Here is a 26623-nt window from a genome sequence, read left to right on the forward strand (position 1 = left end):
AATGTTCGATTATTAGTTGCGTAGCGGTTTTCCTTTTTCTAACATGTGAGAAATTCTATCGTATGTTTTTTTATTTTGAAGTAATTCTAAAAATCTTTCTTTTTCAAGTTTTTGTAAATATCTTTGATTTACATAGGTGTTACGTGGAACATCTCCACCACTTAGTACTTCTGCAATCTTCAATGTTATTTCATAATCGTAATCACTAATAAAGTGACCCACACGCTGTGCATCTAATTGACCTTCCGCTAACGCTTTAAAGTCTCGACCTAAAGCGATATATTGAGTTTTTGGAAGTGGTACATAATTCGCTTCAGATTCATAGCGCGCACGTTTCAATGCAATTTCAATACGTCTTTCGGTATTTAAAATAACTGTATCTGTTTCTTTTAAATAGCCATATCTTTTTGCTTCATAAGCGTTTGTAGATACTTTAGCAAAGCCAATTTGCATTAAAATATTGGTAATAGACGCTTGTTTATCATCTTTTTTATGATTTGTACGCATAATACGATCTGTTAGTTCTGCTAGTCCGCCACCTGCTGGCAATAAACCTACACCTGTTTCTACAAGGCCAATGTAAGACTCACTCGCCGCTACAACAATTGGTGAATGTAATACAAGTTCACAACCGCCTCCTAATGCACGTCCTTGAACAGCTGTTACAACAGGTTTCAACGCATGTTTTAGTCTCGCAAATACATGGTGTAATTGTTCGACCGCTTCACCTACTTCAGAAACCACTTTCCCGTCTTCATGTGCTTTCTTCATTTGATATAAATTAGCACCTACACTAAAGTTGTTACCACCTGCGTAAATCACCATGCTCGTGAAGTCTTCATTTTCAAGCTTATCAATTGCTTCTAATAAGTCAGATAAAAAGCTATTTGAAATGACATTATTTTTACTTTGTAATTTTAATAATAATTGATCTTTATTTGCTATAGATAAATTAGAATCGGATCTATCCCACAATTCTGAATCGATATAAGCTGTTACAGGTGTCACGCGTTCAATAGATTCACCTTCAGCATAAAACGGTTCGTTGCGTTGCTCAATCCAATCTGGTAACTGACCTAATTCTTCTTTCATACGAGATTTAACACGTTCATATCCCATTAAATCCCATAATTGGAATGGTCCTAATTTCCAGTTGAATCCCCAAACTAATGCGCGGTCAATATCTTTAAAATCTTCCGCAGCTTTTGGTACATTCAATGCTGAATAATAGAAATTATTTCTCAATGTTTCCCATAAGAATACACCTGCATCATCTTGTGCATTAAAGATAACATCTAAATTTGAGGCAAGGTCTTTACTAAAACGACCTAAAATTTCTAGTTGTGGCTGCTTTGGCTCAACGTAGTCATTTTGCTGTTCATCATAAACATAACGTTGTTTATTTACTTTTTTATAAAACCCTTGTTTTGTTTTATTTCCGAGTGCACCATTTTCGGCTAATTTTTCAGAAAGTGTTACATCTTTGAAGAATGGTTGCTCTTCTGGAATTTTTTGCAATCCTTTGATTACAGCCATAGCAATATCTAATCCTACTAAATCAGACAGCCCATATGTGCCCATTTTAGGTCGACCAATACTGCGACCAGTTAATGCATCAACATCAGTAATAGAGAAACCTTGCTGTTCTGCGCGATACATAATATCATTCATTGTTTGTGTGCCAACTCTATTGGCAACAAAACCAGGTACATCATTTGCTACAATTACCCCTTTACCTAATACATCTTCTGCAAAGGTTTGTACCCGTTCAACAACCGCTGAATGTGTTTGTTTATTGGGGATAATTTCCACTAATTTCATGATTCTAGGTGGATTGAAGAAGTGCATACCGAAAAATCTTTCTTTATCACTATCATCAAATACCTCTGCAATTGCTTCAATTGGAATGCCTGAAGTATTTGTTGCAAACACTGCATCATTATTCGCTACTTTTTTAACTTGATCCCAAATTTGATGCTTTATGTCCACTTCTTCTTTAACCGCCTCAATATATATATCTGCATCATCATCTTGTAAATCTTCATTAAAATTACCGTATGATAAGTTTGAGGCAAATGATAAATCAAACAGTTGTGGACGTTTAGGATTTGTAATTGCTTCATAAGCCTTTTTCGAGATTTTGTTAGGATCATTTTCATCAATGACAATATCCAATAATTTAACTTTTAAGCCTGCATTTACAAGTAGTGCAGCAATTTGACTACCCATTGTTCCTGCACCTAGCACTGTTGCTTTTCTTATCGTCATACTAAACCCTCCAATTTTTTCATTAACATCTTACACATAAATCTTTATATAAATGCGGAATCTCCTGTAATTGCTCTACCGATAACTAATGCATTGACTTCGTGTGTACCTTCGTATGTGTATATTGCTTCTGCATCTGCAAAGAAACGAGCGATATCATATTCTCCAGCTAATATACCGTTACCACCATGAACACCACGACCCATGGCTACAGTCTCTCTCAATCTTAATGAATTCATCATCTTAGCTGTTGAAGTCGCTACTTCATCATATTCACCGTTAGCTTGCATACGTGCGAGCTGTGCACATGTAGTCATGGCTTGTGCTAAGTTTCCTTGCATCATTGCCAATTTTTCTTGAATAAGTTGGAATTTACTAATTTCTTTACCGAATTGTTTACGTTTTGTTACGTAATCTGTCGTTGCTTTCAATGCGCCAGCCATTGCACCTGTCGCCATATAAGCCACACCTGCACGTGTTGAATATAAAACTTTCGCGATATCTTTAAAGCTATTAATATTTTGTAAACGCTGTTCTTCTTTGACGACAACATTTTTCAAACGAATTTTTGCATTAGGTACGATTCTTAGTGCAATTTTATGTTCTAACAGTTCAATTTCTACGCCTTCTTGACTTGGCTCAATTATAAATCCTTTCGGTTTGCCAGTTTCAACATCTACGGCATAGACTGGCATGACATCTGAAACATTTGCTCCACCAATCCATTTCTTTTCTCCGTTAATAATCCATTCATCGCCTTGACGTTTTGCAGTTGTTTCTAACCCTCCTGCGACATCAGAGCCATGTTCTGGTTCTGTCAGCGCAAAACAAGTACGTAATTCATGTGATTGTAACTTGGGTAGATAATAGGCCTGTTGTTCTTTACTACCGCCAAACCAAAATGAATTATGTCCTAATCCTTGATGCACACCTAACAATGTTGCTAAAGATACATCAAATCTTGCAATCGTATATGACATGAAAAACTGGAACATTTGACTCGGTGTACGGGCGCCTTCACGACCTTCAAACAGCAATGGATTATTAAAATAGTTAAGTTTTCCTAACTCGTCAAAATAACCTTCTGGCTCAGTGGCATTTAACCAATGTTCATTCACAGAATCACGATATTTTTCTTCTAACATATCATTCAATTGTTTTAATAATTTCACTTCGCCTTCCGTTAAATCTTTTCCAATACTTAAAATATCTTCTGGGTACAATGCTTTTAGTGTTTCTTCTTTTGTTGGCATAATTAAAACCTCCATTTTTTGATAGCGCTTACATTTATAGTAAAAAAATTTTGTGCTTTTCAGCATTTTATTTTAATTCAAATCGTCAACACCTTTGGCTTCTTCTTGAGCTTTCTCATTCATGTATTTCTGAAGTTCTAATTTGTCTGCTTTTGATGTAGAGTTCAATGGCATGTGTGTCAATTTCAAATATAATCTCGGTATTTTATAACCAGCAATATTTTCACGCATATGCGCATCTAATTTTGCTTCAAAATCCGGATCATCTTCGGTAAGCACAACTGCTGCAGCAACTGATTCACCATATTTAGGACTATCATATCCAACGACAACCCCTTGAGCTACGAGTGGGTGTTCTGCTAATACCGTTTCCACTTCGGAAGGTAGGACATTCTCACCACCAGTAATAATCATTTCTTTACGACGATCAACGATATAGACATCACCATCTTCGTCTACTTTTGCTAAATCGCCTGTTAAGAAATATTCGCCATGAAATGTTTTTCCAGTTTCTTCAGGTTTGTTCCAATAACCAGGTGTTATATTATTACCACGAACGCCAAGTTCACCGATTTCACCAACTTCTACCTCTTCAAAGTTATCATCGAATATGCATATATCCGTAAACATGACTGGTTTACCAATACTGCCTGGTTTCTGCGCACCATTTTCCGGTGTATTGACCATTACGAGCGGTGCTTCAGTTAAGCCATAACCGTTAATAATTGAATAGCCTAAACTATTAAATTTCTTTTGCACCATTGGTAAAGGTGATGAACCACCTTGAATTAAGAAATCGATACTTTCAAAGTTTTTTAAGTCGAAATTTTCTGCTACCAACATGGCATAATACATCGTTGGAATCTGAATTAAATAATTTGGTTTGTACTGAGCCATTAAATCATTTAGCGCTTCGCCATTAAAATAACGCTGTAATATCAGAGTGCCTCCAGCCATTAATAAAGGCAGCGTCAAATCGTTAAATCCTAAGACATGGAACATTGGTGTGGAAATAATTGTTGTATATGTCGAATTAATTTTATAAGTCAGTGCAATATTGATTGGATTATTTACAAAAGAATCATATGAAAACATAACTCCTTTAGGTAATCCCGTTGTACCGCTTGTATACATTAACGATGCTAAATCGTTTCCTTCCACATTAACAGTATTGAAAGGACGGTGTTGCGAAGGATCTACTATATCATCATATACTTTTGAGTCAATATCCATGTGCAGTAAGTCATCTGCAATACCTTCTAAACTTGAGACATGCTTCTCAGCGTAAAAAATGAGTTTGACATTTGAATCTGCAATCACACTTTTTATTTCCTGTGTTTTCAAACGCCAGTTAATTGGTAAGTATACAGCCCCCAATTTAAATGAAGCGAACATCAAATCTAATAATGCTACGTCATTAGGTGTAAATATACCGACGACATCGCCACGTTTTACACCTTGATCTTGTAAATGATTAGCTAAATTTTCTGCACGAATATTTAAATCTTGATAAGTCCATTCTGTGCCTTTGAATGGGTCAATCACTGCGGCTTTTTCATCATCAAATGTCGCTCTTGTTTTAATCCAGTCGTAGTTCATATTTTTCTCCCCCTTAGTTTAAATACGATAATCCGACTTTATTGCATCAGACAATCCTCCCCACTTATCTTGATAAATATCGCTATTTATTTCTTTCAAATGCGTTGCAATGAGCGGCTTGAATTCCATATTTGCTAGAATATCTCGCTCTAAATCAAGACCAGGAGCTATTTCAATGAGCATTAATCCCTGTTGTGTGAGTTCAAATACAGCCCTTTCGGTGACAAAGTAAATCTCTTGTTCAAGCAAAAACGCATTTTCAACATTGAAATCAATATTATCAATTTCATTGATAAATTTTGGTATGTGACCTTCTTGTTCTACATTAACCTTGCGCTGTTCATAACTTAGTTGACCCCCGACAACTAATGAACCGGAAAAGACAATTGTTTTTACCGTTTGACTTATGTCGATAAACCCACCACAGCCATTCATTTTATTGCCAAATTTTGAGACATTTACATTACCCTTGGAATCTACTTGAGCAAAGCTTAGAAAGGCTATATCAACGCCTCCGTTATAAATGAAATCCCAAGTCATATCGTGTCTCATACGTGCACTTAAGTTATAGTTCATACCAAAATATTTTCCGCTGCTAATCAAACCACCAAACACGCCTGTATCTATATTGGGCTGTACTAAATTATTAACCCCTTCTTCAGTTAAAACATTGGATAACTCATTATTTATGCCAAAACCAATACTGATGACATCACCTTGAAGTAAAAATTGAGCAGCACGTCTCAAAATTACTTTTCGAGTGTTCAATTCTATATATGGTTCTCGCATCTCTGTAATTTGATAATGTCCTGAAAGTGCCGGATCATAGTACGTTTGAATCACTTGTCTATGATATTTTGGATCACGGTTCACTACAATATAATCTACTAATTTGCCAGGTATAAACACTTCATTTGGATTGAAACGACCACTTTGAATCACTTCTTTCACTTGAACAATGACCTTTCCCTTATTTTTATGCGTAGCTGCTGCTAAACTAAAACCTTCTCCTAAGTGTGTCTCATGCTTCATATAAATATTGCCTGCTTCATCAGCATATGTACCTCTTAGTAAAGCTACATCAATTTCTGGAAACTGATATTTCAAATAAGTGTCATCATTGATATTTATTAAAGAAACCAAATCCTCAGTCGTACATGTATTGACTTTTCCACCAGAATAACGTGGATCCACATTTGTATTTAAACCAATTTTAGTAATCGGCCCTGGAAAAGCTTCCGTACTTCCTCGATAATGTGTGGTTATAACACCTTGAGGAAGGAAATAAGCCTCTATTTCATTGTTCTGCATTGCTTGAATCGTTGCTGGTGAACCAGTAATAATACTCGTGATTAATCGTTTAACCATACCCCTTGAAACGAATGAATCTAAATCATAACTGTCACCTCTATAGTCACTAATATCATTAGCAAGCATGAACGTTAAATTATTAAGTGATTGATCCTCATCATATTGTTCGACTAACGTTTTAAGTATCTCAGCTGGTAAATTTGCTGTAGATAAGGCTGCCAGAGCTATAACATCACCTTCTTTTACGATGTCTTTCAAATCTGAAAATGGAATAATTTTCATACAGTTTCTCCTATCTATGTTTAATCCAACTAATAAAATATTGAGTGATAAATATCTCCTTTCTTCATGTATGTAAGCCCTTACATGTAATATACCATTATTTTTGAAATTTATGCAAAAATTTTAAATTTTACGATTATAGTGAATTGTGAAAATATACACAACATCTGCTATGACGGTTTTGGAAGTGTGTGAAGGAAAATATGAAAATCATTGAAAGAGAACTAGGCAAACAAAATGTTTTATTAAAAAAAGGATATATCCAAAGATAATAAAAAAATCTGGAACATGATTGCTTTGTCCCAGACGTATTCATTACATTTTCTGTTGTAAGGTACTACAAAAAAGGAAACAGTCATTTGTATATCACTTGCTGCTACCACTCGCGCTGTACTTTTATCTATTCATTCTCCAACAATTTAAATTTTTCTTCTAATGTTTGAAGCCCTTGATCTATAATCTTTTTTTGTTCAATTAAATTTTTTTGATGTTCCAAAAATATATTTTTCCGCTTCGTTTTTGTGTCACTGCCTTGATGATATAACTCCGCAATTTCTTTTAATTTTGATATAGGCATATGTGTCTGACGCATGCATTTTATAAATTCAATCCAATATAAGTCTTCTTCTGAAAAATCTCTATAGCCATTCTTATTTCTCTGAACAAAAGGAAAAAGCCCTGCTTTATCATAATATCGAATGGTGTGTTCACTGATACCTAAATTATCGGCAACTTGTTTGACTTGCATAATTTACCTCCTAAAAAAGGTGACCTTATAAAGTCACCTTTTTGTCTATTTCATAAGTTGAACTAGCAGTTCTTCATAATCATTGTCAATGATAGCTTCAAATCCAAATGTTGATGTCATATCATGTTTTAATGACGCCACACTGTTATAACCAATGTGTTCAGGATTATCTATACTCAAACCAATGCTTTTAATATCATTATGGAATAAATTATTTTGATGCGATAGCTCAATAATCTCTTCGGCTAATGCTTTAACGTAATTATGACTTGGCACAGATACATTCTTTTCATCTATTACCTTGGCTTCTGTAATAATTTTGATATCTGTTTCTTTCCCTTTAAATATTGCTAAAAAGTAATACATATCAAAATGACCTCCTTATGATTAAAAAGTAAACTAGCGAGTCGTATAACCACCATTTGCAAATAATGTTTGACCGTTGATCCACCATCCGTCTAAAGTTAAGAAAGTAATAATCGGCGCGATGTCTTCTATTTTTGTAAGTTGGTTATGAAGCGCTTGGGATTTATGGAATGCTACAGCATCATCGCCTTCTTGTGGATAGAAGAATGGCGTATCCATTGGCCCTGGAGCGACAGCGTTTACTGAAATCCCTCTATCCATAAATTCTGAGGATGCTGCGCGTGTATAATGCTCAACAGGTGCTTTGCCACCAGCATAAGTTGAATAAAAACCTGTGTAAGCAGCAAGCAATGCAGTAGCCAAAGTGATGATTTTACCATGATCATTCATAGATTTTTCAGCATATTTAATAAAGAAATAAGCTGACTTTGCGTTGATGTCCGCCATACTATCGAATTCTTCTTCAGACGTTTCTGAAATCGGTTTTTTAAGCACTTTTCCTACAGTATTTATTGCAATATCTACTTTTCCAAACGTTGCTTCAACATGCTGAAATAAAGCTTTGACATTGCTAACCTTGGTCAAATCACCAGAAAATAATGTACCTTCTCCGCCCAGATTTTCAACTTTTGTAAGTGTCGCTTTTGCATCATCTAAAGAATTTTCATCATGGTGATGGATTACTAATTTAGCGCCTTCTTTAGCGTAAGTAGTGCTTAATAAGCCACCAAGGTTCTTAGCACCACCAGCAATAACTACAACTTTGTCCTGTAGACTGTCAAATTTACCCATATTATATAACCTCCTTTGAATATAATTCAATCGTAAACCTTAGAGCGCGATATCAAGCAAGTGATTGCTGAAAAATGCTAATATTTTTAGTGGCGTCTTTGTTTCATTAGAATGTGCTGTATGTGAAGAAAAATGATGATATTACTTTGTTCTGTTGGCTTTTATATCGTTATTTGTTGGCAACCTTCATTTCCTTACTTTTTTAGTTGCGCGTTAACTTTTTTACTGTGTAGTAGATTATTAATAAAAAATATTAACCATAATATTAGAAAAATAATCACAAATATAGTAATTGATGAAACCACTGTGGAAACCTCCATCGGTAACCAATGATTAAGATAAGCTACAACAATAAATGAAATAACACTACCACTTAAATGAATGAATAATTGCAGTAATAAAGGTATACTTTCTACTACATAAATACTAGATAATAAGCCACAAATAGCTCCAAAGAAATATATTCCTAATACATCACCAAAACCAATGCTCATGTGATTAGCTGCGAGAAATATAATCGTGATGCTACTGCTAAATCCGACACCTTGTAACATTTCTTTTAAGGTTCTTTTCATTATAATCCTCTCCTTATATGTTATATGCCTAATGCTTTATTTAAATTTTTGACGTATCTTCGAGATATAGACACTTTCTTGCCATTCGTAAGTGTAGCTATTAGATTACCTGAGAAGGATGGATTAACTTTCTTTATAAAATGAACATTAATAATTGATGATTTAGATATTTTTATAAAGAAAGCGCCGGCCAACTTATGTTGTAATGTACTTAAAGCCATACGTGTTGTAAGTTCTTTTTCTGTTGTCGTAATTGTGATTTCTTTATCAAATATTTCAGCGAACATGATATCTGATTTACTGATCATGAATATACCTTCTGATGTTTTAATCCCTAGTTTATCTAAATTTGAAAATGTGAAATTATTAATGTGTTCTAATAAACTTTCACCTGTTTTTCTATCAAAAGTATTGATGTTTACTTCTGTTATAGTGCGAACTTCGTCTACTTTCAGATGAACTCGTACGTCACTTTCCATAGTACCGCCCCCCCTCTTTTTACTTATACTATATAATTCTCTGCTATTTTGTCAGTACTTTTATCGTAAGAGGTCACCAATATAACGTAACCGGTTGAAAACATAATTATAAAATTCAAACTCTTTTTCTAATTCCATTCATAGTTTCCTTTTTAATAATATCAATAATAGTTATGTCTATTGCGGAACACATAATTTTGTATTCTTACCCATCAAAATGTAATAATCCACTTATAAAACAATAGCTGTGTTTAATTCACAAAAACCCCTTATTACTGAAAATAGTAAGGGGGGTTTGGAATGTGTCTTATTCGACTAATTTTATTCATCATTACGTAGAGGAATCCATACATAAACAACGCGACATAACACCTAATGATTAACTAAAAACTATTTTATATGCGTACAAGCAGTAAAAAAAGGATAAGTCAAAGTTTAATATAAAGGCTAAAAAGCGTCATAACCTCTATATAAAGAGATAATAAAGTTGATAAATCAATTAAAATTCTTTTAAAATAATAGCTACAAGTAAAATTGCTAAACAAACTCATGTAAATTGTTCTACAACTTATAGAGAATTTAAAAATCAGGAGGAATGAAATGGTTAAATCCGTGCAGGTTTATCATTATGACTCATTCAGTATAGAAGCCAATAAAGGGAACCCTGCTGGCGTTGTATTGGATACAGAAAATTTAACAGATTGGGAAATGCAAGAAATTGCATCAAAAATTGGCTTTAATGAAACTGCATTTCCTGTTAAATCTGATAAGGCAGACCTTAGAATACGTTTCTTCACGCCAGGCCATGAAATGGACCTTTGTGGTCATGCAACAATTGCCACGATTTATGCTTTAAAAGAAAAACAATTACTAAAAAATAAAAACGAAATTACAATTGAAACTAAAGCAGGCATTTTAGCTATTGGAATGAATGTATCTCATAATGACCAAATATATATCACTATGCAACATGCCACACCACAATTTGAGGCATTCAATGGCTCTAATAAAGATTTAGCTCATGCACTAAGTATCGAAGAAGAAGATATCGTCGATAATTTACCAGTTTTATATGGAAGTACAGGCGTTTGGACACTTCTGGTTCCAGTGACAAGTCTAGCTGTTTGTAAGAAAATGAAACCCAACAATGACCAATTCCCTTCTATATTAAGCGAAAAGCCTAACGTGTCTATTCATCCATTTTGTTTTGAAACATATCATCCAGATGCTAATATGCATGCACGTCATTTTTCTTCACCTTTCTCTGGAACAACAGAGGATCCAGTTACTGGAACCGCTTCTGGAATTATGGGAGCTTACTTTGTTAAATACATACATAACAATTCAGACCATCCACTCAATCTTATCGTTGAACAAGGCCAAGAAATTGGTAAAAATGGTAAGGTGAAGGTTAACGTTACTTTTAAAAACAATGAATGGGAAATAAAAATAACTGGAACAGCCGTTAGCGTTAAAACATTTATTGTTCATTTAACTGATTCTTAATTGAAATCAACTTAATAAATATATGTAATTGACTTAGTGATAGCTATAAAGTTCGCATTATAAATGATGTAAAATAAGCATCAACAACTGTAACTAATCGTTTAAGTAGTTAATAAGTTTAAACCGTTCGCTTATTAAACATGTATATCAAATTCATAATAACGGCAATATAAAAGGACCAATCCATGATTATCTTACGGATTAGTCCTTATTTTAAATATGAGATTTATAGCGCGGTATCATTTATTAATGAATTTCAATATATGCTTAAGCTTTTATATTTTTAGGAATGATGATTTGAGTCAAAATCACACCTATAATCATAATCAATAAACCTGTTAAAAATGAAGTCGTCGCAGCTACACTAGCACTATGGTTGACTTGCACTGCTGCAAAAATAGTTGTGTTAAGCGCAATGCCTAGTGCACCACCTAGTGTCGCACACATTTTGTAGATACCTGAAGCTAAACCAACTTTTTCATCAGGAATTGTTAAAATTGCAACTGTAATTCCTGGTGTAGCACATAAGCCATTTCCTATAGCACAAATGACAAATCCAAACACGACAATGCCTACATACCAATCTGTTGGTAATACAGTTAAACTGATAAACATAATTCCTATTGCTGGAAATAGTGGTCCTACCAATAACAGTGGCTTGCCTCCAAAACGTAAGGATAATTTTTCTCCTAAACGGATCATCACAACTGCCATAATGACATAAGGAACAGTCACAAGTCCTGCTTGAAAGGCATTTAATCCTAATTCTGTCTGCGCATACATATTAAATACTGTCGTCGTACCTATGCCAGAATTGAGTACAACATTGATCATTGAAGAACCAACAAAACCACGATTTCGGAATAATGAAAAATCAATGAACGGTGCATGTTTTTGCCTTTCAAAGAATATAAAAATAACTGTAGAAATTATAAAAATCACAAAACATGTAATTGAAAAGGTACTGAACCAACCTTGTTCAAACCCTTGTGTGGCAAACAATGTAATACTTCCTATTAAAACTGCAAATAAAAACATCCCAATATAGTCAAATGGTCTTGTGTCAATTTTTTCTTTTTCTACTTCTTCTGTTCCCCACAATAACCAAAATGCAATAATTGAAATAATGATAGAGATGATAAAGTTAGATTGCCAATTGACATATGTCGCTATCAATCCCCCAACCATCGATGCTAAACCGATACCACCAACGCTACCGATCATCAAGTAGCTAAATGCTCTACGCATTTCTTTACCTTTAAATTGCTCATTAATCACGCCTACGGTAGAAGGAAGTAAAATAGCCGCCGAAAGTCCTTGCAACATACGTCCTACCAATAAGAACGCTGTCACACTAGACACAATAATAAGTAATGAGCCTAAAATACTAAAAATGATACCAATATAAGTCATTTTTAGTTTTCCAATTTTATCAGAAACGTCACCTGCACCGACCATAAAAATACCAGTAGCAAATGATGCTAAACTGACAGATAAGTTAACAACACCTGGTGTTGTTTGATAGGTATGTTGAACCTGTGTAGATATATTAATAAACGATTGAGCAAAAAGCCAATACGTTAACACACTTAACACAATAGCTAAAATCAATTTGTTGTTTGATTGTTGCTTTGTACTCACGATGCATGAACCTCCTCATCTAAATATTGCATATAAAAATACGCACTAGATAGATATTATCATACAAAGTACAATTTATTTTATGAATTCTTACTATTTTTCCAATTCATATAAAAATCTACTTTTATTTAAATCCTAAAAGTAAGTTTAAAGTTTGTACAACGCCATCTTCATTATTATTAATTGCAATTAAATTTGCCTCTTTTTTTAATTCAGGATAAGCATTATCCATAGCGACTTTATATTTCGCCGCTTTAAATAAATCTAAATCATTATACCCATCACCAAATGCAATAGTTTCTGAAGGTGTAATTTGAAGTAAATTCTGAATTCGATTAATTGTAGTTCCTTTATTCACGCCCAAGTCTGCAATGTCAATCCATGATTCATCTGAAGCTACGATATAAACATCTTTTTCAAAATGTTTTAGACGGTCGGCAGTCTCTTTACAGTGAGCACTTGCGTCATGAACAGTAATTTTCAATAAATCATCTTCAATATCGTTATAATCTTTAATATAGTGCACATGTTGATAAGAACCATGCACGTGCCTTTTCTCTGATTCAGAAATATTGTCTAACACGTATGCACCGTTTTTCGAACAAGCCAAAATGGTTTGTGTATCATCAATTGCTCTTATCGTATCAATAATTTCTTTTGCTTTTTGATTTTCTATCACTGCATTGTAAATAAAATCCCCATTGTATTTAATTCGTGTTGCACTGTCGCCTACAATAAATGTATTTGTTGCGAGATCACCTACAATCGTTTCTACACGCTCACATTGCTTACCAGTACAAAAGACAAAGCGAATATCTTGATTTGCACAATTTTCTTTTAACAATTGAAAAGTCTCGTAATTAAATTGGCTATCATCAGTTAAAAATGTGCCATCCATGTCCATGACAATCAGTTTAATATTCATAAAAACGACCCCTTTATTTGGCATTTAACTTATTGTATCTACTTATCATTATAATTAGCAATTTTTCTAATCCGTATTGAGTCATGACGTCGCAGTTATTTGCTTTTTCTGAAATTGTTTTGGGGTGAGCTTGTATTTTTCTTTAAAAACTTTAATAAAATAACTCGTTGTTGAAAAACCACATGCCATTGCAATATCAGTAATCGTATATGATTGTTTACTACGCAACATTCTTACGCTGTGTTCTAATCGTAAATTCACCAAGTATTGCATAGGGGTCTGATTTACATAAAATTTGAAACATCTAACCGTTTCAGATTTACTCATATGAATCTCATCACTTAACATTTGTAATGAAATTTTCTTGTGAAAATGATTTTGCAAATACGTTATCAGTCTTTTAATACGATAATCAAAGTAGTAACGCTTTTGTTCATTTACTACTGCAAAATGCAGTAATAACCATTTTATTGCTTTATAATATTTGGCAGTAATATCTAGTTCAAAGTATGAGTTTTGTTTTTCATAAATTTGACCAGCTGAGTTAATAATCTCTAAGAGTTCTCTTTGTTGTTTGTCATCTTGGGATAAGTATATATAGGGGACATAATGTGCTTTATTTATAATTTCTGATACATGATTAAATTCTAAATAATTGATAGTTTCTGGTATCTCAATATTCCAACAATAATACTCTGTTTGTGAAAATTCACTTGTTAACTCATGCACAACATTTGAATTGATAAAAAGCCCGTCTCCTTTTTTAATATTAAATGTGTCGTCACCAATTGAAACATCGAGTGTTCCATTAACCACATACATGAATTGTAATGCGTGGTGCCAATGTATAGGAATATAGCCAAAAATCGTGCGATTTAAATGTGTATGTAAAATAATATGTTTCCATTGTTTATCAGGAAATTGTATTAATTCTTCTCTTGTATTTTCTACGATAATTTCTTGATACATAAATGAGACACCTCAATATTTTGCTATTTTAAGCTTATTTTTATATATTATATCGCTTATTTTATCGCTATAGTATAAATATATTAATATTTCACAGGTGATGATATGATAAATAAAACAAAATTTCGAATCATAGGTATTTTATTAGCTATTGTAGGGGCTTCATTTTGGGGGCTCGGTGGTACGGTATCAGATTTTCTTTTTCAACAAAGGGACATTGATGTCAATTGGTATGTAACTGCGAGGTTATTAATCAGTGGCTTCGTCTTATTAATGATTTACAAAATAATAAATAGAAAATCTTCATTATTCGATATATTTAAAAATAAACATAGCTTATTTCAACTTATCATTTTCTCAATTCTTGGTATGTTACTCGTTCAATATGCTTACATGGCGTCTATCAATTTTGGTAATGCCGCAGTCGCTACTTTACTGCAATACATAGCCCCAGTATATATCATTATTTGGTATGTGATTAGACGTAAAGAACGCTTTAAACCTTTTGATTTGGTTGCAATTATCCTCACATTATCAGGTACATTTTTACTACTAACCAACGGATCTTTTAGTAAGCTTGTGGTATCTACACCAAGCGTAATTTGGGGGATTATATCAGGCTTAGCACTTGCTTTCTATACACTTTACGCAACACAATTATTAACTCGGTTTCCATCTATTTTAGTTGTCGGCTGGGCCATGTTAATTTCAGGCATTGTCAAGAATTTCAAAGCACTTATATGGCAGTTTGACTGGTCTCATTTAACAGGATCGACTGCACTTTATTTAACTTTTGGTATTATTGCTGGAACCGCTATAGCATTCTTTTTCTTTATTGAAAGTTTAAATTACTTATCGGCAAAAGAAACAACGCTTTTCGTCACAATTGAACCTGTTATGGCCATATTAGCAAGTGCCTTTTGGCTTAATGTTACGTTTCGTAGTTTTCAATTAATTGGCATTCTACTGATTATCGTACTCATTTTGGCTTTATCATTAAAAAAACAACATAACATAGAATAATTTCTATAAAGCAAAAATTTAATATGTACTTGTAACACTATTGATCTTAGCAATAAAAAGGTTATCGCTAGCGAAGAGGAAAAATTCTATAGCAAACATTATTAATTTACTTTTAAAATGTTTTGAACAATATTGATGAGGGGGTTATATTTATGATATTAATATAATAGTAAAGGGGGATAATTAATGAAAAAATCAAACATTTTACTTACGTCATTATTAGCAAGTTCAATAGCAGTGACGGGAATCAACGGCACAGCTAATGCTGAGGAAAATGGTGCTAAAACTGTTACAGGAGAAACGCTACCAAGTAGTACTGACCCTGACGGTGATGGTTGGGCAAACATGGACTTTGATATCTCTGCTCTACCACAAACATATCAAGATGAAATAACACAACTTACTCAGCAAAAAGATTCTGGCGAGTTATCTCAAGTCAATTATAATGAAAAAGTTGCAAGTATCTTTGAACAAGCAAAAGAAGAACAACAAGCACATCAAACTACGCAAGGTAATAGACCATATGGTGGTGTAAAACCTGATGGTATGTCTCACGAAGACTACCAACAATTAGAAAATAACGTACCAAACCCAACAGAAGTTTCACCAGAAGCATACGAACAAGCTATAGAAAATGAAACACAAAAAATTGCCAATAAAAATAATCAATCAATTAATACACCACAAGGAGTCGTTACACCAAACGCTCAAGATAACCAAATGGAACAACAAAATTTACCAGATACTGGACAACAGAATAATGCTGAAATTTTAAGTATTAGTGCTGGTTTATTAGCATTAACTGCTGGACTTAGTCTACTAATGTTTAAAAATCGTTTTGTTAATAAATCTAAATAATGATATACATATCACTACTCAATTCTATTGAGTAGTGATATTTTATATTTTAAAACTTAATTAAAACGCATTTTCATATCAATTCCTACCAATTAAACCCATATTATATTACATTTTAGTCTGAGATTTTAACATGTTTCCTACTTTTCACTTTAAGACAAGCTATAAAAAAGAGTAGAAACGGAATTAACAATGTCGATTAATTCCAAATTTCTACTCAACTAAGAAATAACACATACTATAATAATCAATGCTTAGATTTTGTCTAAACCATAATGTGTTTAATTTTTGATGTTTTTAAGATTTTTTAAAATATACAATACATAATAAATGATGCCGACACAGAACCAAATTAATGTATAGATTTTAGCCTGACCACTTAATCCCCAGAACACAATAAATACACAAATAAAAATAATAACTGGCATCACTGGATAAAAAGGCAATTTAAATGCTGGTTCTGGTAAATCATGTCCTTCTCTTTTACGTAATGAAAAAATACCTACTGTCACAAACATAAAAGCTACAAGCGCACCCGCTGAAATTAATTGTGCTAAAAAGCCAAACGGAAATACAGAACCAATAATAATTGCAACAATCGATAGTACGATTAACGCACGATTCGGCAAATTCTTATTATCTAATTTTCCTAACCAAGACGGTAAGATGCCATCCCTACCAAATGAATAAAGTAAGCGAGAACCCGCCATCATCATACCAATTAAAGCAGTAAACATACCAATCACTGAGACTGCCTGCACTATAACCGCAACGGTACTATGACCACTCATACGCAAAGCCCAACCTACTGGTTCAGCATTATTTTTATATTGCGCATAGTCAAACATTCCCACTAATACAAGTGAAACGATTATAAACAAAGTAACCGCAATCAGTAAAGAGCCCAAAATCCCTCGTGGCATTGTTTTTTGTGGATTAATCGCTTCACCAGAGTTTGAAGCGATAGAATCAAAACCGATATAAGCAACAAAAATGACAGAGCTACCTGCATATATTCCCTGCCAGCTACCAAATGCACCTGCTGCAGTTTCACGGTACTCTGGAATAAAAGGTATGTAATGACCAATATCAATCACTGATAAACCTACGATAATAAATAAGAAAATAGCCAATACTTTGAGAATCACGAGTGCATTTTGAACACGGGCCGCTTCTGACGTTCCTCTATATAGTAATACCGCAGTAATAATGACTACAATAGCTGCTAATAAATCAACGATACCTCCGTCTGTACCGAGAGAGTTAGATAATGACTGAGGTAGTGATATATGAAAAGGCTCTAATAAACCTCTCAAATTAGCTGAAAATCCTGATGCCACAAATGCAACCGCAATTAAATATTCAGCAATTAATGCCCAACCTACAATCCATCCAAAAAATTCTCCAAATAATATGCTAATCCAAGTATATGCTGATCCAGCAAAAGGCATGACAGATGCCATTTCTGCGTAAACAAATGCTACCAATGCTGCCACAATAGCTGCTACTAGAAAGGATAAACTGACTGAAGGACCCGTGTGATCTGCAGCTACAACACCAGGCAACGTAAAAATAGCAGTAGAAACAATTGTACCGACACCTAAAGCTAAAAAGTCTCTTATTCTTAATGTACGCTCTAAATGAGCATCTTTATTTTGAAATTTAGCAATATCTTCCTTTTTGAAAATTTGTTTTAAAAGATTCATCAATTTTCTCCTTGTTAATAATGTACAAACACGTATTACAGTATAGTGATTTTTAATTGTAATGTACATATCCTTTTAAAAAAGAATCTTTTACAAATGCATGATTATTTTAAATATTTCTTATCTGAATAAACACATTTTAGTAATTTCAAAACCTATATAAACATACTTTTTTCATATATTTATCATACAACTATCTCTTATATGGTACGTATATAATATGAAAGATATGATCTTATTTTTGTCTTAATCTCCTTATTACAATCAATTTATTTTGCATAAAATGATGGCAATACTTGCTTTAAATCTAATTTTGCATCATTTAAAATGTCATTTTCAGGTAATATCGCAGTTCCTTGAGCTCTAACTACATAAAATTCTTCAAACCCCATAATATCTTCAAACATCGCTTTCAAATAATGATAAGAAAAATCTAATAATTTATAACGATCATCATTTGTATAAATTGAACCACTTGCTTGTAAGTATAACGCTTTATAATTATCTGTCATTAAACCTACAGATCCATTTTCAGTATATTTGAACGTTTCACGTGCAATCATAATATTATCTATATAATCTTTAAGTCGTGACGTAATATTAAAATTGTGTAATGGTGAAATAATGACAATTCTTTTATAAGCTTTAAATTGTTGTAGTAACTCTGATGTTTTGGTTGAAATCAGTTCTTCTACTTCGGATAGTTTTTCTCCTTCACGTTGCTTGTGCCATACATTCAGTAATTGATTTTTTTCAATACGAGGCAACTGAATGTCATATAAATTCAAAACTTCTGGTTGTTCATTTGGATACAATTGTCCATATGCTTCAAGAAACATTTCTTTTAATTTAAAAGAAAAACTATCTTCTTTTTTAAAATCAGGATGTGCATTAATCATTAAAGTTTTCATATACATTCTCCTTAAAAATTTGTTAACCTAAGTATATATTTCAATGGTGTCTAAATAAGTCACCTTTAAAGGAGAAAATATGAAAAAATCTGAACGATTAAATCAAGAGCTTATCTTTTTAAGTAACAAACATGCTTTTCATTTAATTGATTTAATGAGAGAATTTAATATTTCAAAAAGAACAGCGTTAAGAGATGTACAAGCATTAGAAAACATGGGACTTAGTATATATGTAGAAAACGGGGGCTATGGCGGATATAAAATCATTTCACAGAATTTGTTAACACCCATATATTTTAATAATGATGAAGTATTAGCAATCTTTTTTGCACTTAAAGCTTTAGATTTATTATCTACAACACCTTTTCAAAAATCTTATACACAAATCAGTGAAAAATTATTAGCTACAATACCAACGGAACAGCAACATAAGATCTTGAAAACATTAGATTTTGTTACTTATCATAATGTACCACCTGTCAGTCATGTAAAATATTTATCTAGTATTTTAAAATCTATCATCTATGAACAAACCGTTCACATCCGTTATACACAATACAAAAAAATTGATACAGAATTACAGATTTATGAGTTGTTTTATAGAAACGGCATATGGTTCTGTAGCGCATATGATATAAAAAATGACAAATGGGGTACATTTCGATGTGATTATATCGAACAATTAACAATCAATCTTTCGAGAAAAAATAACTATACAAAAGAACAACTTGCTGAATTTCAAAAACAATATGAAAGCACGTATCATAATGTCACATTTAAATGTCAGCTCACACCATTTGGAGTAGAGCAATATTCTAAAAACAACTATCCCAATATGAACTTAGAATATATAAAAGGTACACCTTATATTACTGGTGGTTATAATATTGAAGAACTGGATTATATGGTGAATTATTTAATTGCTTTAGGTGAAAATGTCCATATCATATATCCTAAGCAACTAAAAGAAGCTTATTTAAATAAATTGAACAATATCATCGACAAATACGAGTAATATATCTGTGTAGCATGGCTTTTTATAGCTGTATACTTTATGGTTGATTGTATTATCGTGGTTGGCCTAATTTAATTTGAATATTATTTCATTTCTGCAGCACTTAATTTATCGTACCCTAAGTCTTACCTATGTTTAAATATTAAAAAGACTATTGATACAACTGTAAATAGTTATATCAATAGTCTTGGTTATCTTCTTATTTATTAAATCTTGGTTTAAATACAATATTTATGATTTCATTCGGTTTAACACTTCTTGCTGAATTGTCTTTAACGCCTCACTATACGCTTTATTCGTACTTTCTTGCGCATTTATAATTAATAAATCAATCAGTTCAGCATTATTTTTTTCACTTACTTCATGTTCAAATTGATGTAAGTGTTCTTCAGATGTTTTCGCATTTTGCTTTTCAATTTGATAATATTGGTCAGCTCCCAAACCACCTTCTTCAATCATGACAGAAATCCCACTTGAGCGCGTTTCATTTAAACGTTTTACTTTTATGCGTTTATTATCACGGATAACCATTTGAATCCCTCCTATCTCAATATGTAATTCAATTTTTAAACACACATATATTTTCATATAACGATTTATGATTCATATCCGAAACTCAAAAGCATTGAACACCAGTTAATCTTCCAAACATCTTTTGACTGAGTTATTTCATCTCATACTTAGTATAGTTATTGTTTAATTTAAGTGTAATATTACATCGTAGTGATAGCAATTTCTTTGCTCAATGATTTGTCTTTTTATTTTTTAAAATCAAAAAAACAAAGTAATATATGTTACAGGCAATAATGCTTAACAAAACATTCACAGAATTATATTAAAATTTACTTCTATTATATTTGGCATAATAGTATAATTGATAATGATTATTATTATCTCATTATAAGAAAGAGTGAGTTTTATGTTAAGCATAAAAAGTGGAGACTTAAAAAAGAGTTACAAAATCAAAGAAATGAACATTAAAAATCAACACATGCGTCATCGGTTAAATGCACTTGGTTTAGTGAATGGTACGAAGTTAAAAATTAAACAAAAGTGCTTGTTCAAGGGTCCTTGTATATTAGAAGTGAATGGTCAATGCTTAAGTATTCGTGGCTGTGATGCATGTCAGATCGAATTAGAGGAAGCCAATGACTAACAGTTATTGTATTTTAGGGAACCCTAACGTTGGAAAAACATCATTATTTAACGCATTGACTGGCACATACGAATATGTAGGAAACTGGAGTGGTGTAACTGTAGAGAAAAAAGTAGGTCGTCTCAAACAACATATTGGAGACCTCGTTGATTTACCAGGTATTTATGAATTATCACCTATATCAAAAGACGAAATGGTTGTTACTGATTATTTATTGAATAGTCAATTTTCTGGCATGATTAATATTATAGATGCCAGCCAACTCAAACGTAATTTGCAGCTTACAGTTCAACTAATGGAATTAGGTGCACCTTTAATTATTGGATTAAATATGGTTGATGTTGCTACAAAACGTGGTATTCGTATCAACCAGCAAGCACTTATGAAAAAATTAAAATTGCCACTACTACCTATAATAGCAAGAAATGGAAAAGGCACACATCAATTATTAGATTCTTTGAAAGACAATGGCTTATCCAAAAATAGACCATTAAAATTAAATTATGGTAAGCACATTGAAGCTACAATATCACAAATTGAATCACATTTAACATCTAGCACCTCTATTGATAAACAATTGGCACGTTTTATCTCAATACAATTTTTATTAGAAAATCCAAAAATTCATGACTTTTTAGATGACGCTGTTTTGAAAGAAATAACATTATTGCGTCAAAATTTATCAGAAGAATTAGATAATTCTATACGAGATGAAATACAAGCAACACGCAATACATATATAGACAATATTTTAAAAGATACGGTTGAATATCCTGATGAAGAACGACAATATTTCACTCATCGTATAGATCGTATTTTAACAAATAAATATTTAGGTATCCCAATCTTTTTAATCATTATGTGGCTTATTTTCCACGTTACATTCACTTGGATTGGAACACCTATATCCGATGCATTAGATGAATTTTTAGGCGGTACCTTTACAGATACAGTATCCAACCTGATGGATAAGTTAGGCCTCGTTCCATTTTTACAAGATTTGATCAATGACGGTATTATTGCTGGTGTGGGTGCAGTACTTGTATTTGTGCCACAAATACTGGTGCTTTTCTTCTTCATTTCTCTGTTAGAAGACTCTGGTTATATGTCTCGTATTGCAATATTAATGGATCGTATTATGGAATACTTTGGTCTTAGTGGTAAATCTTTTATACCAATGATTATTGGATTTGGTTGTAACGTGCCAAGTATTATGGCAGCGCGTAGCATTGAAAGTGAAAAAGAAAGACTTACAACGATTTTGATTGCACCATTTATGTCTTGTTCAGCGAGATTACCCGTTTACGCACTGTTTGTAGGTGTGTTTTTTGAATCTCATCAGGCGCTCATCGTCTTAAGTTTATACGTACTTGGTATCGTCGTCGCTTTATTAACAAGTGTATTACTAACGAAAACAGTATTAAAAAATGATGATTCTGTATTTATTGTCGAATTACCTACTTACCGATTACCTTCAGTCAAAACACTGTGGAGAAGTACATGGGAAAAAGCTAAAGGTTTTGTTAAAAAAGCAGGAACATTTATCTTTGCTGGTTCAGTAATTATTTGGCTATTGAATTATACCGGTCCCGGTGGTTTCAATGTCGATGTTAATGATAGCTTTTTACATTCAATTGGAAGTTTCTTTGCTGTATTAGTTGCGCCATTAGGTTTTGGTTCATGGCAGGCGGGTGCTACGTTAATACCTGGATTCTTAGCAAAAGAAGTTATCGTTAGCTCTATGGCAATTATCTATGCATCAGACGAAGCTGGTCTTGTAAATATTATACAAAGTCATTTCACACCATTATCAGCATATTCGTTTATGATTTTCATCTTGCTATATATTCCTTGTTTATCTACGGTTGCGACCATTCGTAAAGAAACATATTCTCTAAAATGGACTATATTGGCTGTAGCATATCCATTAATCACTGCATATTTACTTTCATTTGTCTTTTATCAAATTGGATTATTATTTTATTAAGGATGTGATTTAATGACGATTATTATCAATGTAATTATCTTTCTAGCTATTATTAGTTATGTTGTTTTTACATTATTCAACTTTTTCAAGAAAGCCAAAGCAGGTAAATGTAATTCTTGTGGCTCTAAACGTGGATGTAGTACAGGAAAGAAAACATTATGACGCTCAATCAATTTTGATAGATTCATCAATTTTTGTAAAAATGACAGCATGCTAAAATCTTTTTATACTGTTCGATTCACATCACAAAGATAAAATAAAAAAGTTCTACGTTTTAAAATAGCTGTAAAGATAAGTATTTAATATTTTTGTATTAAGCCTAAACGTCAACACCTATTTCTATAATAGATGTTGACGTTTGTTTTGTTGTTATACAATTAGTTACTCATTTTGAACGATTGTTTTGCTGAGTCGCAATTTTGCACTTTAATGAAATCCTGGAAAATAATATGAGCGAGAGATTACAGGCTCGAGCCGTATCCCAAGGCAAGCATGCACGAACAAAATCAAAACATTTTTCATACAAAAAGGACTAATTCGTTTGAAAAACGAATTAGTCCTCTATTTTGAGATTGAAATTTATGTCCCAGTTATTTCTTATATTTAATAATTACTCTGATTTATTGCCGCTTCTATTTTCTGCAATTTTCGTATATTCTTCTAATCTATGTTTGTTTGGTGATAGTGTTAAACCTAAGAATTTACGTTCTTTATTCGCATCTTTATAGAAGCTGACCATCATACAAAGAATGATGATAGAGAATGGTAAGGCGGTCATGATTGCCATATTTTGTAGAGCATTTAATCCATTATCTCCACCTGAGAATAATAAGATAAATGCAATCAATGCTTGCGCAATACCCCAAACCACTTTAATCATAGCTGATGGGTTTAATGAACCAAATGTTGTTTGCATTCCTAATACGAAAGTCGCTGAATCGGCTGACGTAATAAAGAATGTTGCTATTAATAGCAATGTCACAATGGACAGTACAAAGCCTAACGGTACTTCATTAAACACACCAAATAATGCAGTTTCTGGAGGCATATCAAATATTTTTGGATTATCTTTCGCAGTTTCGATACCTAGAACACCGAATGCTGCAAACCAAACTAGACTTACAAGTACCGGTGCTAACATAACTCCAGATACGAACTCTCTAATTGAGCGTCCTTTAGATACACGTGCAATAAATATACCAACAAATGGACTCCAACTAATCCACCAAGCTAATTGGAAGAACGTCCACGATTTCATCCATTCATTTTTCTGTGGATCTAATGGTGCCGTATCAAACATGTTAAATAATAACGTATTTAAATACTCACCTGTTGAACTTGTTAGCATATTTAAAATAAGAACAGTTGGTCCTACAATAAAAATAAACAATAAGATTATGCCAGCTAAACCAATATTAGCGTTACTTAAATATTGGATACCACGGCTTAAACCTGACCAAGCACTCGCTAAGAATAAGATTGTAACAATCACAATAATAATACCTTGTGTCACAATATTATTCGGAATATCAAATAGGTAGTTTAGACCACCTGCGATTTGCATAGCGCCTAAACCTAGTGATACCGCAACACCACCAATTGTGGCAAAAACAGATACTACGTCAATAACAGTACCAAGCGGACCGTCTACTTTATTTCCGAAAATTGGACGTAATGTTTTTGAAATTAATGCAGGTTCATTTTTTCTAAATTGGAAGTAAGCTAACGCTAATGCTACAACACCATATACTGCCCATGCATGGAAGCCCCATTGCATAAATGCGCCTCTTAAAGCTTCTTTATAAGCATGTGCTGACTGTGGCTCTCCAGATGGTGGTGATACAAAGTGACTGATTGGTTCAGCTGCTCCCCAGAATACTAAACCAATTCCCATACCAGCACTAAATAGCATCGCAAACCATGAAATTGTGTTAAATTCAGGTTTATCTTCAGGTTTTCCCAATTTCAATTTTCCGATTGGACTAAATATTAAGAAAACACAGAAGAATATCATGAGTGCTACAATAACCATATAATACCAACCAAAGTATTCAGTAATCCAACCAGTAATATTTGTCCCTATTTCATTAAACTGAGTTGGAAAGATTGCACCCAATAATACAACTATTGCGGTAATAATAATACTATAAGTAAAAACAGAAGACAGTTTCTTCCCATTAGCATTATGTTGTTTATTTTCCAAAATTAGTAACCTCCCTTATAATTGAACATTAGGCAGAATAACAGACTTTATATATTAAAACAACAGCAGCAAAGCTTGTTTTAATATAATAAAATGCGGTTAAAGCCGTCATCAAAGGGTTACAAAACTAAAACTAAAAGTTCAATATTTCTAAAAATATATTTATGAAAGATAAAATCATTTACTTTAAAATAAACTTGTGCATATTTTAATTTCAAAACAAAAGACTAGAAAATAATTTTAGCATTACAATCTAGTCTTAAAAATATGATGTTTTTGAGAAATTATAACGCGTGTTACTACATTAAAAGCATTTCAATACATAATTTTGATGTTATTTCACTATCAGTACTGGTACAGGACTTCTTTTAGCAACTTTATGCGTAACATCTCCAAGTACATGTTTGATATCGATACTCACGCGATGGTTACTCATTACTACTAAATCAAAATCACCTACATCCATATCCCCAAAACTAATTCTCTCAAGTATGGTATCTTTTACAGGTCCAAATTCGATAGCGACTTTATAATTAATACCTTGTGCTTTTAATTTTTCAAGAAATGGAGAAAGCTCTTCTTCTTTTTCTTTAATGATATCTTCTTTATGTTTATTTTCATAACGTACACTCGCTAATAGATCATTTTCAGTCATGACATTATGAACAACTACAGTGGAATCTTCGCCGACTAATTTTGCTAAGTTTTCAGGAATGTTATCGAAATCATTATCAAAAGAGTATGGTAGTAAAATAATTTTAAACATAATCAATCACCTTTCTTAATTAAACTGATACAAAACAGCACATGCAATTTTGCTCGTTTAAATATATTTTTGGTGCCTTAATGCGTATTTTACTAATGAAATAACTAACGTATTGAGCCGCATTTTATATTGAAACAATGAAGTATCGATACCATAAAAATTTTTAGTGTACTCACTTATTATTTAATTACCACATTTTTATATAAATTATTCATTAAATAACCATTATTAACATAATATTTCAATTATTAATATTCTTCTTTTAATAATACCTATGGTTTATT

The 26623-nt window shown here is 32.6% G+C and carries 24 protein-coding genes; 7 read left to right on the forward strand and 17 right to left on the reverse strand.

Annotated features, from left to right (window positions below):
- Window positions 1-12 precede the first annotated feature (12 nt).
- The 9 genes from fadB to KA883_RS06805 all read right to left on the reverse strand — a co-directional run bounded on the left by fadB (window position 13) and on the right by KA883_RS06805 (window position 9673).
- A complete protein-coding gene (gene fadB, locus KA883_RS06765) occupies window positions 13-2268 on the reverse strand; it encodes a 3-hydroxyacyl-CoA dehydrogenase/crotonase FadB (RefSeq protein WP_046207141.1) in 2256 nt (751 codons plus the stop codon).
- Window positions 2269-2312: 44 nt separating this feature from the next.
- Entirely contained in the window at window positions 2313-3521 is a 1209-nt protein-coding gene (fadE, locus tag KA883_RS06770) for an acyl-CoA dehydrogenase FadE (protein WP_481906353.1), read from the reverse strand.
- Window positions 3522-3593: 72 nt separating this feature from the next.
- On the reverse strand, window positions 3594-5120 hold the full coding sequence (fadD, locus tag KA883_RS06775; protein ID WP_210139921.1) for a long-chain-fatty-acid--CoA ligase FadD: 1527 nt from the start codon (window positions 5118-5120) through the stop codon (window positions 3594-3596).
- An 18-nt stretch (window positions 5121-5138) separates the two neighbouring features.
- On the reverse strand, window positions 5139-6713 hold the full coding sequence (fadX, locus tag KA883_RS06780; protein WP_046207144.1) for a fatty acid degradation protein FadX: 1575 nt from the start codon (window positions 6711-6713) through the stop codon (window positions 5139-5141).
- A gap of 400 nt (window positions 6714-7113) precedes the next feature.
- Entirely contained in the window at window positions 7114-7461 is a 348-nt protein-coding gene (locus KA883_RS06785) for a MerR family transcriptional regulator (RefSeq protein WP_046207145.1), read from the reverse strand.
- Window positions 7462-7506: 45 nt separating this feature from the next.
- On the reverse strand, window positions 7507-7827 hold the full coding sequence (locus KA883_RS06790) for a hypothetical protein (protein WP_046207146.1): 321 nt from the start codon (window positions 7825-7827) through the stop codon (window positions 7507-7509).
- 33 nt (window positions 7828-7860) lie between these two features.
- Window positions 7861-8619: an SDR family oxidoreductase gene (locus KA883_RS06795; protein ID WP_046207147.1), complete on the reverse strand. Its 759-nt coding sequence runs from the start codon at window positions 8617-8619 to the stop codon at window positions 7861-7863.
- 194 nt (window positions 8620-8813) lie between these two features.
- Window positions 8814-9194: a DUF3021 domain-containing protein gene (locus KA883_RS06800; protein WP_046207148.1), complete on the reverse strand. Its 381-nt coding sequence runs from the start codon at window positions 9192-9194 to the stop codon at window positions 8814-8816.
- A gap of 20 nt (window positions 9195-9214) precedes the next feature.
- Entirely contained in the window at window positions 9215-9673 is a 459-nt protein-coding gene (locus KA883_RS06805; RefSeq protein WP_046207149.1) for a LytTR family DNA-binding domain-containing protein, read from the reverse strand.
- A gap of 600 nt (window positions 9674-10273) precedes the next feature.
- Here KA883_RS06805 and KA883_RS06810 point away from each other — a divergent pair.
- Entirely contained in the window at window positions 10274-11179 is a 906-nt protein-coding gene (locus tag KA883_RS06810; protein ID WP_046207150.1) for a PhzF family phenazine biosynthesis isomerase, read from the forward strand.
- Between the two features lie 267 nt (window positions 11180-11446).
- Here the strand turns inward: KA883_RS06810 and KA883_RS06815 are convergent, their stop codons facing one another.
- The 3 genes from KA883_RS06815 to KA883_RS06825 form a co-directional block, all read right to left on the reverse strand.
- The gene (locus KA883_RS06815) at window positions 11447-12823 is read right to left on the reverse strand and encodes an MFS transporter (protein ID WP_371090914.1); all 1377 of its coding nucleotides are present in this window, start codon (window positions 12821-12823) and stop codon (window positions 11447-11449) included.
- A 121-nt stretch (window positions 12824-12944) separates the two neighbouring features.
- On the reverse strand, window positions 12945-13745 hold the full coding sequence (locus tag KA883_RS06820) for a Cof-type HAD-IIB family hydrolase (protein ID WP_046207152.1): 801 nt from the start codon (window positions 13743-13745) through the stop codon (window positions 12945-12947).
- An 81-nt stretch (window positions 13746-13826) separates the two neighbouring features.
- Complete coding sequence (locus KA883_RS06825; protein WP_046207153.1) at window positions 13827-14714, reverse strand: AraC family transcriptional regulator; 888 nt, start codon at window positions 14712-14714, stop codon at window positions 13827-13829.
- Between the two features lie 105 nt (window positions 14715-14819).
- On the opposite strand from KA883_RS06825, the gene KA883_RS06830 reads away from it, so the two are divergent.
- Together KA883_RS06830 and KA883_RS06835 are read left to right on the forward strand one after the other, a co-directional pair.
- Window positions 14820-15737 (forward strand): DMT family transporter, encoded by a 918-nt coding sequence (locus tag KA883_RS06830; protein ID WP_210139922.1) that lies wholly within the window; start codon window positions 14820-14822, stop codon window positions 15735-15737.
- 186 nt (window positions 15738-15923) lie between these two features.
- Window positions 15924-16595: an LPXTG cell wall anchor domain-containing protein gene (locus KA883_RS06835; protein ID WP_046207155.1), complete on the forward strand. Its 672-nt coding sequence runs from the start codon at window positions 15924-15926 to the stop codon at window positions 16593-16595.
- A 281-nt stretch (window positions 16596-16876) separates the two neighbouring features.
- On the opposite strand, the gene KA883_RS06840 is transcribed toward KA883_RS06835, so the two are convergent.
- Window positions 16877-18301, reverse strand: a complete 1425-nt coding sequence (locus KA883_RS06840) for an APC family permease (RefSeq protein WP_107365387.1) — start codon at window positions 18299-18301, stop codon at window positions 16877-16879.
- Between the two features lie 269 nt (window positions 18302-18570).
- A complete protein-coding gene (locus KA883_RS06845; protein ID WP_046207157.1) occupies window positions 18571-19212 on the reverse strand; it encodes an FMN-dependent NADH-azoreductase in 642 nt (213 codons plus the stop codon).
- A gap of 79 nt (window positions 19213-19291) precedes the next feature.
- Here KA883_RS06845 and KA883_RS06850 point away from each other — a divergent pair, with 79 nt between their 5' ends.
- Entirely contained in the window at window positions 19292-20227 is a 936-nt protein-coding gene (locus KA883_RS06850) for a helix-turn-helix transcriptional regulator (RefSeq protein WP_210139923.1), read from the forward strand.
- Window positions 20228-20458: 231 nt separating this feature from the next.
- On the opposite strand, the gene KA883_RS06855 is transcribed toward KA883_RS06850, so the two are convergent.
- Window positions 20459-20758: a hypothetical protein gene (locus KA883_RS06855; protein ID WP_046207159.1), complete on the reverse strand. Its 300-nt coding sequence runs from the start codon at window positions 20756-20758 to the stop codon at window positions 20459-20461.
- A gap of 388 nt (window positions 20759-21146) precedes the next feature.
- Between KA883_RS06855 and KA883_RS06860 the strand changes: the two genes are divergently transcribed.
- From KA883_RS06860 to KA883_RS06870, 3 genes are read left to right on the forward strand one after another with little or no spacing between them, the layout of a single operon-like run.
- Window positions 21147-21383, forward strand: a complete 237-nt coding sequence (locus KA883_RS06860) for a FeoA family protein (protein ID WP_046207160.1) — start codon at window positions 21147-21149, stop codon at window positions 21381-21383.
- The gene (gene feoB, locus KA883_RS06865) at window positions 21376-23370 is read left to right on the forward strand and encodes a ferrous iron transport protein B (protein ID WP_046207161.1); all 1995 of its coding nucleotides are present in this window, start codon (window positions 21376-21378) and stop codon (window positions 23368-23370) included. Before KA883_RS06860 ends, feoB begins: the two co-directional genes overlap by 8 nt.
- 12 nt (window positions 23371-23382) lie before the next feature.
- Window positions 23383-23532, forward strand: a complete 150-nt coding sequence (locus tag KA883_RS06870; protein WP_073345459.1) for a FeoB-associated Cys-rich membrane protein — start codon at window positions 23383-23385, stop codon at window positions 23530-23532.
- 448 nt (window positions 23533-23980) lie between these two features.
- On the opposite strand, the gene KA883_RS06875 is transcribed toward KA883_RS06870, so the two are convergent.
- Complete coding sequence (locus KA883_RS06875; protein ID WP_225792164.1) at window positions 23981-25576, reverse strand: BCCT family transporter; 1596 nt, start codon at window positions 25574-25576, stop codon at window positions 23981-23983.
- Window positions 25577-25907: 331 nt separating this feature from the next.
- A complete protein-coding gene (locus KA883_RS06880; protein WP_046207163.1) occupies window positions 25908-26339 on the reverse strand; it encodes a universal stress protein in 432 nt (143 codons plus the stop codon).
- Window positions 26340-26623 lie beyond the last annotated feature (284 nt).

It is taken from the genome of Staphylococcus sp. GDY8P54P (genome assembly GCF_017892645.1).
Classification (GTDB): Bacteria; Bacillota; Bacilli; order Staphylococcales; family Staphylococcaceae; genus Staphylococcus; species Staphylococcus ureilyticus.

Coding starts and splice junctions, on each gene's coding strand:
- fadB (WP_046207141.1), bottom strand. CDS start 2,268: ATGACGATAAGAAAAGCAACAGTGCTAGGTGCAGGAACAATGGGTAGT.
- fadE (WP_481906353.1), bottom strand. CDS start 3,521: ATGCCAACAAAAGAAGAAACACTAAAAGCATTGTACCCAGAAGATATT.
- fadD (WP_210139921.1), bottom strand. CDS start 5,120: ATGAACTACGACTGGATTAAAACAAGAGCGACATTTGATGATGAAAAA.
- fadX (WP_046207144.1), bottom strand. CDS start 6,713: ATGAAAATTATTCCATTTTCAGATTTGAAAGACATCGTAAAAGAAGGT.
- KA883_RS06785 (WP_046207145.1), bottom strand. CDS start 7,461: ATGCAAGTCAAACAAGTTGCCGATAATTTAGGTATCAGTGAACACACC.
- KA883_RS06790 (WP_046207146.1), bottom strand. CDS start 7,827: ATGTATTACTTTTTAGCAATATTTAAAGGGAAAGAAACAGATATCAAA.
- KA883_RS06795 (WP_046207147.1), bottom strand. CDS start 8,619: ATGGGTAAATTTGACAGTCTACAGGACAAAGTTGTAGTTATTGCTGGT.
- KA883_RS06800 (WP_046207148.1), bottom strand. CDS start 9,194: ATGAAAAGAACCTTAAAAGAAATGTTACAAGGTGTCGGATTTAGCAGT.
- KA883_RS06805 (WP_046207149.1), bottom strand. CDS start 9,673: ATGGAAAGTGACGTACGAGTTCATCTGAAAGTAGACGAAGTTCGCACT.
- KA883_RS06810 (WP_046207150.1), top strand. CDS start 10,274: ATGGTTAAATCCGTGCAGGTTTATCATTATGACTCATTCAGTATAGAA.
- KA883_RS06820 (WP_046207152.1), bottom strand. CDS start 13,745: ATGAATATTAAACTGATTGTCATGGACATGGATGGCACATTTTTAACT.
- KA883_RS06825 (WP_046207153.1), bottom strand. CDS start 14,714: ATGTATCAAGAAATTATCGTAGAAAATACAAGAGAAGAATTAATACAA.
- KA883_RS06830 (WP_210139922.1), top strand. CDS start 14,820: ATGATAAATAAAACAAAATTTCGAATCATAGGTATTTTATTAGCTATT.
- KA883_RS06835 (WP_046207155.1), top strand. CDS start 15,924: ATGAAAAAATCAAACATTTTACTTACGTCATTATTAGCAAGTTCAATA.
- KA883_RS06840 (WP_107365387.1), bottom strand. CDS start 18,301: ATGAATCTTTTAAAACAAATTTTCAAAAAGGAAGATATTGCTAAATTT.
- KA883_RS06845 (WP_046207157.1), bottom strand. CDS start 19,212: ATGAAAACTTTAATGATTAATGCACATCCTGATTTTAAAAAAGAAGAT.
- KA883_RS06850 (WP_210139923.1), top strand. CDS start 19,292: ATGAAAAAATCTGAACGATTAAATCAAGAGCTTATCTTTTTAAGTAAC.
- KA883_RS06855 (WP_046207159.1), bottom strand. CDS start 20,758: ATGGTTATCCGTGATAATAAACGCATAAAAGTAAAACGTTTAAATGAA.
- KA883_RS06860 (WP_046207160.1), top strand. CDS start 21,147: ATGTTAAGCATAAAAAGTGGAGACTTAAAAAAGAGTTACAAAATCAAA.
- feoB (WP_046207161.1), top strand. CDS start 21,376: ATGACTAACAGTTATTGTATTTTAGGGAACCCTAACGTTGGAAAAACA.
- KA883_RS06870 (WP_073345459.1), top strand. CDS start 23,383: ATGACGATTATTATCAATGTAATTATCTTTCTAGCTATTATTAGTTAT.
- KA883_RS06880 (WP_046207163.1), bottom strand. CDS start 26,339: ATGTTTAAAATTATTTTACTACCATACTCTTTTGATAATGATTTCGAT.